The sequence below is a fragment of the uncultured Sunxiuqinia sp. genome (assembly GCF_963974515.1).
Lineage (GTDB): Bacteria > Bacteroidota > Bacteroidia > Bacteroidales > Prolixibacteraceae > Sunxiuqinia.
This window is the reverse complement of the sequence record NZ_CAXBDD010000112.1, coordinates 1-11,990: the sequence shown is the minus strand read 5'-3', so window position 1 is coordinate 11,990 and position 11,990 is coordinate 1. Positions and strand designations below refer to the sequence as shown.

Here is an 11,990-nt window from a genome sequence, read left to right as displayed (position 1 = left end):
GGAGAAGGAAAATGGCGGAAAGCAGTTCGAAGCCATCGAAGTAGATGGAACCAAAGGATATGCTGTCCGGCAGGTATTTGAATCGTCTGAAGACGAAGCGCTCTACGGGCTTGGACAGCACCAGGCCCACGAATTCAACTACAAGGGAAAAAACGAAGAGCTCTTTCAGTACAACACCAAAGTGTCGGTGCCCTTTGTCATTTCAACCAAAAATTACGGTTTGCTGTGGGACAACTATTCCTTTTCGCGCTTTGGCGATGAGCGTCCGTACGGGCAGATCGACCAGTTCGTCCTCTATAACCAAGATGGAGAAGAAGGCAGTTTGACCGCTACGTATGTTGATGATACCGACGAGAACCACGTTTTCACGGTGCGGCAGGAAAGCACAATAGACTACGAAAACCTGGAAACTATTGAGAACTTTCCCGAAGGGTTCATCTTCAACAAAGCCAAAATTACCTGGGAAGGTGAGGTTTCGCCAAAGGAAAGTGGCTTGTTTCACTTCCTGCTTTACTACGCCGGCTACACGAAGATCTGGATCGACGGCCAACTGAATGTCGATCAGTGGCGCACAGCCTGGAACCCTTCGGTAGCCAAATTTCAATACCAGATGAGTGAGGGCGAAAAATACCACTTGAAGCTGGAGTGGATTCCCGATGGCGGCGTGTCCTACATTGGCCTGAAAGCACTTTCGCCAGTGGCTCCCGAAGCGCAGGATGACATCGCATTTTGGTCGGAAATGGGCGACCAGATTGATTACTATTTCATGAAAGGCGACAACATGGACGGGGTAATTAAAAACTACCGCCAGCTAACCGGAAAAGCCCAGGTAATGCCCAAGTGGGCCATGGGATTCTGGCAAAGCCGCGAACGCTACAAAACACAGGACGAATTATTGAATACCCTGAAAGAGTTTCGCAAGCGAAACATTCCAATCGACAACATTGTACAGGACTGGTCGTACTGGGAAGTGGACCAATGGGGAAGCCACGAGTTTGATACGAGCCGTTTCCCGGATCCGGAAGACATGATCCAGGAAGTGCACGACAACCACGCGCGGATTATGCTTTCAGTCTGGCCCAAATTTTACCTTGGAACCGAGCATTACAACGAATTTGATAAAAATGGCTGGATGTATCAGCAAGCTATTAAAGACAGCATTCGCGACTGGATCCATCCGGGTTACATCGGTTCGTATTACGATGCCTACCATCCGGAAGCGCGCCAGCTTTTCTGGGAACAAATTGACGAGCACCTGTATGAAAAAGGAATTGACGCTTGGTGGCTGGATGCTACCGAACCGGACATTCTGTCAAATGCCAGTGTGGAATACCGCAAACAGCTGATGAATCCAACCGCCTTCGGGCCTTCAACCAAATACTTCAATGCCTTTGCCCTGATGAATGCCAAAGGAATTTACGAAGGCCAACGGGCCAAAAATCCGGATAACCGGGTCTTCATCCTGACCCGTTCGGGCTTCACGGGTATGCAGCGTTTCGGAACTGTGACCTGGAGTGGCGACATTGGCACTTGCTGGGAAGACATGGAAGCTCAAATTCCGGCAGGCATCAACTTTTCCATGTCGGGCTTGCCCTACTGGACCATGGATATTGGTGGTTTCAGTGTTCAGAAGCAGTTTGAGCGAGCCAAAGAGGGCAGTCCCGAAATGGAAGAATGGCGCGAACTGAACACCCGCTGGTACCAGTTTGGCGCTTTTGTTCCGCTGTTCCGGGTTCATGGGCAATACCCCAACCGCGAAATTTACAACCTGGCGCCCGAAAGTCACCCGGCTTACCAGTCGATGCTGTACTACAACAAATTGCGCTACCGCCTCATGCCATACATCTACAGCTTGACCGGCGATGTATATCACAAGGATTACACCCTCATGCGCGGTTTGGCAATGGATTTCCCCCACGACCGGCGAGTTCACAACATTGGCGACCAATACCTGTTTGGACCATCGCTAATGGTTTGCCCGGTATACAACTACCAGGTCCGCAAGCGCGACGTGTATTTCCCCAACAACGGCGGGTGGTACAACCTTTACTCCGGCGAGTACATAGCCGGTGGTCAAAAGTTGAAAGTGAGTGCACCTTACGAGCGGATGCCACTGTTTGTTCGCGCCGGATCCATATTGCCTGTTGGGCCCGAAATTGAATACACCTCGCAAAAGAAAGCCGATCACATCAAGTTATATGTGTACACGGGGGCTGACGCGCAGTTTAGTTTATACGAAGACGAAGGAACCAACTACAACTACGAAAAAGGCGCGTTTGCCAATATTCCGATGACTTACGATGAAGCGTCGAAAAAGCTGACTATCAGGGCACGTGAAGGCGAATTTGAAGGCATGTTGAAGGAGCGGAAGTTTGAAGTCATTTTTGTGTCGAAGTTACGGGCTCAGACATTTAATCCTGAAAGTGACAAGGGCGTTGTGATCAATTACAATGGGGCAGCCGTAGAGCTAGACAATAATTAACTATTGGAAGTTGGGTTCTGCCCGACCTCTAACAGTGAAAATGCGCTTCACACGGTTGTATTAAAATCGAAAGAAGCTGAATACGATGAACGATCGTTGGAAAAGGTCAAACGCAATTGTTTTCCATCGTAGTCAAGGTTCTTTAAAAACTTTTTAGAATCCAAAGGTTTCGGGATACATGATAGCAATGGCGATAATGGTAATGATAGCCAGCGATAAGACGATGAAAAATAATACGACCCCAGTTTTATAGCGCTTGTTGCTTTTTTCAAGCTGACTCACCGATAGAATTCTGTTTATTTTATTGACCATCTTTTTCAGCGCCATCTGGTCCTTTACAATGTAGTCGTAGGCCCCATACTTCATCGTATTAATGGCGATATCAATGCTGTCCTGGCCCGAAAGGAAGATAAATTCTACATCCGGAGCAATTTGCTTCGCCTTCTTCAGCACTTCGATGCCATTCATCCCATCCAGTAAGTAGTCCTGTATAACAATTTTGGGTTGTCGCTCCATTGCTTTCAACACTTCCTCCCCCGATGAAAATGCTTCGGTATTGGTAAACTTATTGGTTTTTAGATAACTTACAACAAGCTTGCTGTATACCGGATTGTCTTCAACAACAAAAATTAAAGGACTTTTATTATTTTGCATGATTTAAAAATAATAAGTTAAGTATGCTCTTGTGTAGAATAATTGCGCTTTTAATTTTGTTAAAATTAGTAAAATTTTAAACACAACAACTTTGAAACGAAATTTATGACGATAAATGTATAAAAAACAGTTTGATAATAAGCCATTTGATCACATCTCTTTTTCAGGTCTTTTTTTTGTTTCTTTGTTCCATAAATGATTCTTATGCAGTTAATCATCGACATTGGGAATACCAACATTGTATTTGGGATCAACCTAAATGGAGTGTGGAAAAATATCTGGCGAATTCGGACCGATACAAAAAAAACGGCAGACGAGTATGAAGTTATTTTCCGTTCGCTGTTTGCCAGTGGCAAGGTCTGCAAAAATGAGATCTCAAAGGTTGTTCTAAGCAGCGTGGTGCCTTCGCTCAACGATGACTTTAAAGAGTTGATCGAACGGTTCCTGAATCAAAAGGTGTTGCTGATTAAACCAGACATCTATCATCGCTTGCCGATCAAAATACTGAATCCTTATCAAATCGGCACGGACTTGGTGGCGAATGCAATGGCCGCATTCACCAAATTTGAAAAGCCATGCATGGTGATTGATTTTGGAACCGCACTCACGTTTATTACAGTGTCAGGGTCGGGAGAAATTTTGGGTGTCGCTATTGCCCCTGGCTTAGGCACTGCGGTACGTTCACTGGCGGGTGATACGGCCCAGCTGCCACACGTCCAATTGGCTCAGCCACCTTCTGTTCTGGGAAAGAACACCGTGCATGCCATTCAGTCGGGCGTCATCATAGGCTATGCCGGCTTGATTGACCGGATGGTTGAACGAACCGAAGCTGAATTGCAGCAGAAACTGCATGTAATTGCTACCGGTGGCTTGTCCGAAGTTTTGAATGGGGGAACCTCCCGGATTACCCATTTCGAAGCCAACCTTACCCTTGATGGATTGAAAATCATTGGTGACTTGATTGGATAAGACCATACCGTTTTCCCTTCGTTACAACTTCTAATTTTGGCAACCAACTTGAGCATTCGATTGGGCTTTTGATTAAGGATTCACCTTATCGCTCCATTTCTTTTTAAAATCTTTCAGGCTTTACCGACAATTTTCACCGGTTCGACGAAATAAAACAGCCAGTCTGCAACAAGCTTCCTAACTTGTGTAACGAAAATTGAAATTCTGCGTCAATCCATTAAATGCTACATCGTATGAAAAAGCAACTCATTCTATTCTCGATCATTTTAGTTTGTTCATTCTCTCTGGCTTCATGTTTCTTTCTGGGACCGTCAATCAAAGGAAATGGCAACGTGACAACCGAATATCGTGATGTTGGCGAGTTTGACAAAGTGAAGGTTTCCACCGGCTTAAAAGTGCTGCTAATTCAATCCGATAAAAATTTGCTAACTGTTGAGGCCGATGAAAACCTGCATGAGGTGATCCGCACCGAAGTAAAACGTGGTGAGCTGAATATCTTTACCGAAGGACGCATCAAGCGATCACGTAAATTGTTAATTACGGTGGAATTGATTGATTTGGAAGAGTTGCAGTCGAGCTCCGGATCGCAAGTCAGCTCCAGTGGCATGCTCCGGCTGAAGCACTTCTCAACCCAGGCGAGCTCGGGAAGCCAGCAAAATCTGAGCCTGAACACTCAGCAGCTGGAAGCCAAAACTTCATCAGGCGCACAAATAACGCTGGATGGCAAGACGAGCGATGCGGACTACAGCGCTTCATCGGGGTCGCACCTTAAAGCAGGCGGATTAGTTGCCAAAAGCGGAAAGGCTGATGTATCGAGTGGAGCGCACATTTATTTGGAGGCAACCAGCGATTTTGAAGGAGAAGCTTCCAGTGGCGGACACATCTACTACTCCGGAAACCCATCGTCGGTCGATATTAAAACATCGTCAGGCGGGAATATCATCAAACAATAATCAAAAACTTAAAAACCCAGACAAATGAAGACCAAACAAAAACAGGCTCGCGGAATCGTGATTTTTCTACTTGCCCTGCTGATTACCGCTCCGGCTTACGCTACGCAAGAGAAAACAGGAGAACAAAATCGCAACACCGCCCCATTTCATGGAATTTCGGTGAGTAGTGGCATCGATTTGTATCTCACTCAGGGAAGCTCGGAAAAAGTCGTGGTCGAAGCTGATCCTGATGTGATTGACGCCATTTTGACTGAAGTGAATGACGGGGTCCTGCATATTTATATGAAAAAGACTTTCGGTTTCCAATGGAATCGAAGCTCCCGGGTTCATGTCACTTTTGATGACCTCACCAGCCTGTCTGTTTCTGCCGGAGCCGATGTCGAAGCCCAAAATCCGTTCAAACTAAATGAGCTCAGAATTTCCGTCAGCGCAGGTGCCGATATCCAAATTGAAGAACTGTTTGCAGAGTCCGTTTGGCTGGATACCAGCAGCGGTTCCGATGCCAGCTTAAGCGGAAGGGTCGTGAATTTCGAAGCGTCTTCGTCGAGTGGAGCTGACATTTCCTGTAGCGGCTTGGTGGCCGAGCATTGCGTCGTCAGTGTGTCCAGCGGTTCCGATGCCGAAGTGCATGCAACCAAAAGCCTAAAAGCCAGCGCCAGCAGTGGCGGCGACATCCGGTACAAAGGCAATCCCACCCAAAAGAACATCAACGAGTCCAGCGGCGGCGATGTTTACAGTGACTAAAAGCGAGCTCTTCTCAAAGCCGTGAAGCCATCAGCAGATGGCTTTTTTTTTGAGTTGTTTAGCGAATACTATCTGTGATGACTATTCGGATACCCATTTACTGCTAACTGAAAAGCAAGCCTGTTCACCGGAAGAAAAGCCTGAAGTATAATCGAAAACCAGCGAAAGACTCCCCTTCAGCCGTTAAAAATCATTACATTTGCTATTCCGATGTCTTTAAAGAAACAGAACTCACTATAAATCAATAAAATAATCAACCGATGAAATTCAATGAATCTTCAAGACGCTCGTTTCTGAAAAATGCGTTGGCGTTAACGGCAGCAGTTGCCGTTCCCACAATCATCACCCAATCCGTTAGTGGAGCTGTTCGTCCCGCTTCAAAACTGGCCAATGCCGGTGAGCGGGTCAACCTGGCTTGCTGTGGAATTGGTAACCGGGGTGGCGAAATCATCCGGGCTTTGTACGACACCGGTTTATGCAACATTGTGGCCCTCTGCGATGTGGATATGGGCGCTCCACATACCGACCGAATTTTGAAAATGTTTCCCGATGCTCCGCGCTTTCAAGACTTCCGTGAGATGTTCGATCAAATGGGGAATCAAATTGAGGCGGTGAGCGTGGGCGTTCCTGATCATTCGCATTTTCCGATTACAATGCTGGCCATGAGTCTGGGCAAGCATGTATATGTCGAAAAGCCGATGGCCCGAACGTTCAACGAGGTACAGCTGATGATGGATGGTGCAAAAAAGTACCAGGTCGTTACCCAGATGGGAAACCAGGGACACTCCGAAGCCAATTATTTTCAGTTTAAAGCCTGGAAAGAAGCTGGCATTATTAAGGATGTTACGGCGATAACCGCCCACATGAACAGCCCTCGGCGTTGGCATGGCTGGGATACGGGAATCAAAAATTTTCCCGCAGCCGAACCCATTCCCGAAACCTTGGATTGGGACCTCTGGCTTGCAGCCGCGCAACACCACGACTACAACCACGATTACATCAACGGGCAGTGGCGCTGCTGGTACGACTTCGGCATGGGTGCTCTCGGAGATTGGGGTGCACACATCATGGATACGGCACACGAGTTTTTAGATCTGGGATTACCTTACGAGGTTGATCCGGTTATGCTGGAAGGGCGCAACAAATTTTTCTTCCCCATGTCGTCCACACTTTCCTTCAAATTTCCTGAGCGCGGCGATATGCCTCCGGTTGAGATTACCTGGTACGACGGGGTAAATAACGTTCCGCAAGTTCCCGACGGCTACGGTGTTTCCGAACTTGATCCCAATATTCCGCCAGCCAGCAACGGTAAAATTCAACCTGCCAAGCTAAATCCCGGCAAGATTATTTACAGTAAAGATCTGACGTTTAAAGGCGGTTCCCACGGCAGTACCCTTTCCATTATTCCCGAAGAAAAGGCCAGAGAAATGAAGTCGCAATTACCGGAGGTTCCCAAAAGTCCGTCGAACCACTTTGCCAACTTCTTGCTGGCGTGCAAAGGACAAGAGACAACGCGTTCGCCATTCGAGGTGGCTGGTCCATTGAGCCAGGTGTTTAACCTGGGGGTGCTGGCACAGCAGTTGAATACCAAACTGGTATTCGATCGCGAAACCAAGCAAATTACCAACAACAAGCTGGCCAACGAGCTGCTTACTGGAACGAAACCCCGCCAGGAATGGAAGGAATTCTATAAACTTTAAACGCTGTTGGATTTATTACTAAACACAAATAATCATGATTAGAAAGACTTTTTTCTCTGTCGCATTCGGGCTACTCATTTTATTTGCCGCTACCGCACAGCCGGAGCGTCCGGGACAGCAACCGGCTCCCGAGGCAGGTGAGTCCTTTAAGGTAGGCATGGCGGGCTACACCTTTGTTAAGTTCGACCTTGATAAAACCCTGGAAACGATGCAACGTACTGATGTGCATTACTTGTGCATCAAGGATTTTCATTTGCCGACGAATAGCACCGACGAACAGATCGCGGCATTTCATGCCAAACTCAAGGAGAAGGACGTAACAGGATATGCTGTTGGACCGATTTACATGAAAACCGAAGCCGAAGTAGACCGGGCTTTCGAGTATGCCAAGCGCGTTGGTGTGAAGCTGATCGTCGGGGTTCCCAATTACGAGTTGCTGCCCTACATCGATCAAAAAGTGAAAGCCTATGATTTTCATTTTGCCATTCATCTCCACGGGCCCGACATCGCCCTTTATCCGGATGCCGATGATGTGTGGGAGAATGTGAAAGAGCTGGATGTAAGAATAGGCATGTGCCTGGATATTGGACATGACACCCGAAACGGCAAAGATCCGGTAGCCGATCTGAAAAAATACCACTCTCGTGTTTTCGATATCCACATCAAAGATGTGACTGGAGCAACCAAGCAGGGGTATTCGCTCGAAATTGGCCGCGGGATCATCGACTTTCCGGCTTTTGTGAACATGCTGCGCGAAGTAAATTATAGCGGCGTGTGCAGCCTGGAACACGAAAAAGACATGGGCGATCCGTTTATGGGAATAGCCGAATCCATTGGATTTTTCAGAGGGGTCATCGCAACAACGAAGAAGCAATAGACCAACTCTAGCAGCAATGAGGTGAGCTTGGCGGACTGCTGTGCCAGGCTCGCTTGCCCTTATCGCATGGCCTGCCCGATGACCATCAGCTGCGGGGCAGTTTGGAAGCCATGTTTGGCCAAACGTTCCCTGAAAAGTGGAAGCTGGTCTTTGGTTTGTTCAAACTCCGGTCTCCCTTGCAACTCTTCCAACAAACTCGCCATCTGACGATACTTGTCGTCAAGAAAAAGTTCCTCCCGGTTCACGGTCTTCATTTTTAGGTGAAGAAATGAATCAATCACGGCAACCTTGTTTTGAATCACAATTTCGAGGATTTCATCAGACCTCCAGGTAGGGCGGTGGGTGATGCCATGCAATCGGTCGACAAACGATTTGAAATGATGCAGCATGCGTTGGTTTTCCTGCGCCGGTGTCAGCTCGCCATTCGAAATTTCATTGATCAACAACCAGCCACCGGGTTTCACCACCCGTTTCATTTCGTTAAAGGTTTGCTCAATGTTTTCGAGGTGGTGCAAGGCATTAGACAGGGCCACAACATCAAAGGTGTTGTCCTGAAACTGGAGTTGCTCGCCACTCATACGAATAAACTCTATATGTTCCTGCGGAAAACGGGTAAGGCCTTCTTTCAACCATTGTTCTCCCGGGTCAATGCCGGTTATTCGGACTTTTCCTTCAAAGGTGGTGTCGAGCAATTTGACAAAGTCACCCGACCCACTGCCCACATCCAAAATGCGGGTAACAGGCTTGTTGCTGAAAAAATGCTGTAGTCGTTTCATAGTTATATCAATAATAAAAAAGCCGAAATGGCGGTAATCACGATGACGGCGGTGCGATAGGCCTTTTCGGGAATTTTTCGCACCAGCAAAATCCCCAGAAAGGCGCCCAGCGCGATGGCTGGCAATACCATCAAATCCATCTTCAGGCTGGGCCAAGTGATGGTTTCCCATACAAAAATATGGAGAGGGAACTTCGAGAAATTCAGGATCAGGAAAAACCAGGCCGAGGTGCCGATAAAACTATTTTTGGGCAGGTGCATGGCCAACAGGTATATGGCGAAAATGGGGCCCGCTACGTTGCCAATCATGGTGGCAAATCCACCCAGCACACCCATTGATGCCGCAAACCACCAGCTATCGGGGAAAAACGTTTTGTCTTTCCGGCGATCTCGCCAAAGCATCAAGCCAATACAGACAAACACCAAAATGGCAATGAGGTCTTTAAACTGCTCGTCGTTCACCACTTCGCCTACCCACAACGCCAATCCAACACCGAGAAACGCCCAGGGCAAAATCTTAACCAGGTAGCTCCATTGAGCGTGCCGGCGGTAGTAGCCCACGCCAAACAAGTCGGCCATCATTAAAATAGGCAGCAATACCCCGGTAGATTGTTTTCCTCCAAAAATGAAGGCCAATACAGGAACCACGATCATGGACACACCGGGTACACCAACCTTAGACATACCAATGAGCATGCCGCTTACCGCCATTAAAACCCATTGCAGGGGAGTTAAATCAAAGGGTGAAAGCACTTCCATGGTGTTTGTTTAGAAGCACAAATGTAATAAAGTTGCCCCGAAACAGGCAGGAAGTACATTAAAAAAAGAGGCCAGAACAATCCGACCTCTAATCCAAAAACACTTAACAAACACGTATACAAAAACACGGTATTCACGAATCGATTAAATCTAGTTTCAATTGTTTTTCATCTCAGCGCATTGAATTACTCTTCGTTTATTCTATCAGAAGAAGAAAAACCGTTTCTTTTCAATTTTTTCCCATTTGCCGGGAATCCACTTCCAGCCTTTGGCCTGCTTTTCCCAATGTCCGGGACTCCATTGCTTGTTTTCCTTTTTAGGAGCCCAGTGCGGACCCACCCAAACATACATTTTCGATTGTCGGTGCCAAATCCAGTGTCCCGGAATGAGCTGGTAGTCGGGGCCAGGCTTTTCGGGCACTGGCAGCTTAACTTCGGGTGGGCTGGGTTTCTGCTCCACCGTTACCTGAGCTTGCAGCATTTCGGGATACAGAAAGAAAGAAACAAGTCCAAAAAGTACAATTAGCGTGGTTCGTTTCATGGCTTCAAGGCTTTGAATTGTTTTCGGGGTGTTGAATTTCAAAAACAGTGCCAAGAAACAAAAAAGGATCGTCAAAATATTTTGGAATGAATTTCGTCCAGTTTGGCTTCGTCAAAATCTTTAAACCAGGCTCGCAGTTGCGTTTTGGCTTTTTCCTGAACAGCGGGTGTGATGTTGCCGCTTATTTGTGACAGGGCAAAAATCAGGACGCCTAAATCGTCGCTAAAGCCAACGATAGGCAACAGATCGGGGATGGCATCGGTTGGCAAAATAAAGTAGCCCAAAGCGGCCGCAATGGTCACTTTCGCTTTCAACGGAACAGTAGGTTCCTTCATTAAATGAAACAGCAATAAAGCCGAATAGGCCACCTGAACGCCGGCTGTTTTGCCAAACTTTTGCAGTTTCTGCCGGAACGATTGTTCATCGTAAAATTGCTTGTAATCGTTCGAATTCATTTTAAACTCACATTTGTATAATCAACCCGCAGGTGTCCGTAGTGTTCAATAATCTCATCGAGGATTTGCTGCACATCATGCAGCTCAATGGCCTGCAACAATTTAATGCGGTGCATACGAAAATCAGGCACACCAGGAAAGTATTTGGCGAAGTGGCGTCGCATCATTAAAATAGCCGACCGCTCGTTGGCTTTCCAGTCGATGGATTGTTGAAGCTGTTCGAGCAGGCGGTGAACCACTTCAGCAACGGTTGGTGGCGGAAGCAACTCGCCTGTTTTCAGGTAGTGCTTGATCTCCGTGAAGATCCAGGGGCGGCCAATGGATCCACGTCCAATCATCAATCCGTCGACCCCACTTTGTTTCAGACAAGCCAACGCTTTTTCAGGCCCGTTGATGTCGCCGTTTCCTATGATGGGAATTCTGATGCGGGGATTGTTCTTGACTTCAGCAATCCGGCTCCAATCAGCTTCGCCGGTGTAGAGCTGTTTGCGTGTGCGCCCATGAATAGCCAACGCGGCTATGCCAACATCCTGCAGGCGTTCGGCCACTTCCTGGATAACCAGTGAGTCTTCATCCCATCCCAGGCGCGTTTTGGCTGTTACGGGCAGCGAGACGGCCTTGATAATCTCCGCAGTCATTCGCTGCATCTTGTCCAAATCCTGCAACATGCCGGATCCAGCTCCCTTGTTAACGATCTTTTTCATAGGGCAGCCGTAGTTGATGTCGATAAAATCGGGCTGAAATTCTTCGGCAGCAATCGCGGCCCGCACCATTGAATCAATGTTGGAGCCATACACCTGGATGGCAATGGGCCGGTCGGCTTCAAACAGCTGCATCTTCTGCTTGGTTTTGTCTACCTCCCGGATCAGCGCCTCGGATGAAACAAATTCGGTGTACATCACATCGGCGCCATGTTGTTTGCAAATGTGGCGGAACGGCTTGTAGGTAACATCTTCCATCGGCGACAAAAACAAAGGGGTTTCGCCTAACTCAATTGATCCAATCTTCACGTTTCTAAAATTTTAGTGGCAAAGATATAAAACAAACTCCCCCTGGAGATCGTTTCTCCAAGATATTCATCC

Annotated in this window: 12 protein-coding genes; 6 read left to right on the top strand and 6 right to left on the bottom strand. The window is 47.4% G+C overall.

The window, feature by feature from the left end; translation table 11 throughout:
- Positions 1–2,482: TIM-barrel domain-containing protein (locus AAC033_RS16525; RefSeq protein ID WP_339740143.1), on the top strand; the 2,482-nt coding region annotated here is incomplete at its 5' end.
- Positions 2,483–2,635: 153 nt separating this feature from the next.
- On the opposite strand, the gene AAC033_RS16520 is transcribed toward AAC033_RS16525, so the two are convergent.
- Complete coding sequence (locus AAC033_RS16520) at positions 2,636–3,136, bottom strand: response regulator (RefSeq protein WP_339740141.1); 501 nt, start codon at positions 3,134–3,136, stop codon at positions 2,636–2,638.
- Positions 3,137–3,340: 204 nt separating this feature from the next.
- Between AAC033_RS16520 and AAC033_RS16515 the strand changes: the two genes are divergently transcribed.
- The 5 genes from AAC033_RS16515 to AAC033_RS16495 all read left to right on the top strand — a co-directional run bounded on the left by AAC033_RS16515 (position 3,341) and on the right by AAC033_RS16495 (position 8,379).
- A complete protein-coding gene (locus tag AAC033_RS16515) occupies positions 3,341–4,105 on the top strand; it encodes a type III pantothenate kinase (RefSeq protein ID WP_339740139.1) in 765 nt (254 codons plus the stop codon).
- 233 nt (positions 4,106–4,338) lie between these two features.
- Complete coding sequence (locus tag AAC033_RS16510; RefSeq protein ID WP_339740137.1) at positions 4,339–5,058, top strand: head GIN domain-containing protein; 720 nt, start codon at positions 4,339–4,341, stop codon at positions 5,056–5,058.
- 24 nt (positions 5,059–5,082) lie between these two features.
- Positions 5,083–5,802, top strand: a complete 720-nt coding sequence (locus tag AAC033_RS16505; protein WP_339740135.1) for a head GIN domain-containing protein — start codon at positions 5,083–5,085, stop codon at positions 5,800–5,802.
- A gap of 260 nt (positions 5,803–6,062) precedes the next feature.
- Positions 6,063–7,502, top strand: a complete 1,440-nt coding sequence (locus AAC033_RS16500; RefSeq protein WP_339740133.1) for a Gfo/Idh/MocA family oxidoreductase — start codon at positions 6,063–6,065, stop codon at positions 7,500–7,502.
- A gap of 34 nt (positions 7,503–7,536) precedes the next feature.
- Positions 7,537–8,379 (top strand): sugar phosphate isomerase/epimerase family protein, encoded by an 843-nt coding sequence (locus AAC033_RS16495; protein WP_339740131.1) that lies wholly within the window; start codon positions 7,537–7,539, stop codon positions 8,377–8,379.
- Positions 8,380–8,438: 59 nt separating this feature from the next.
- On the opposite strand, the gene AAC033_RS16490 is transcribed toward AAC033_RS16495, so the two are convergent.
- The 5 genes from AAC033_RS16490 to dusB all read right to left on the bottom strand — a co-directional run bounded on the left by AAC033_RS16490 (position 8,439) and on the right by dusB (position 11,918).
- Complete coding sequence (locus tag AAC033_RS16490) at positions 8,439–9,155, bottom strand: class I SAM-dependent methyltransferase (protein WP_339740129.1); 717 nt, start codon at positions 9,153–9,155, stop codon at positions 8,439–8,441.
- A gap of 2 nt (positions 9,156–9,157) precedes the next feature.
- Positions 9,158–9,913, bottom strand: coding sequence for a sulfite exporter TauE/SafE family protein (locus tag AAC033_RS16485; protein WP_339740127.1), 756 nt, complete (start codon positions 9,911–9,913; stop codon positions 9,158–9,160).
- A gap of 204 nt (positions 9,914–10,117) precedes the next feature.
- A complete protein-coding gene (locus AAC033_RS16480; RefSeq protein ID WP_339740125.1) occupies positions 10,118–10,453 on the bottom strand; it encodes a hypothetical protein in 336 nt (111 codons plus the stop codon).
- 71 nt (positions 10,454–10,524) lie between these two features.
- Entirely contained in the window at positions 10,525–10,908 is a 384-nt protein-coding gene (locus tag AAC033_RS16475; RefSeq protein ID WP_339740123.1) for a YkvA family protein, read from the bottom strand.
- On the bottom strand, positions 10,905–11,918 hold the full coding sequence (gene dusB / locus AAC033_RS16470) for a tRNA dihydrouridine synthase DusB (protein WP_339740121.1): 1,014 nt from the start codon (positions 11,916–11,918) through the stop codon (positions 10,905–10,907). The genes AAC033_RS16475 and dusB overlap by 4 nt, the downstream gene beginning before the upstream one ends.
- Positions 11,919–11,990 lie beyond the last annotated feature (72 nt).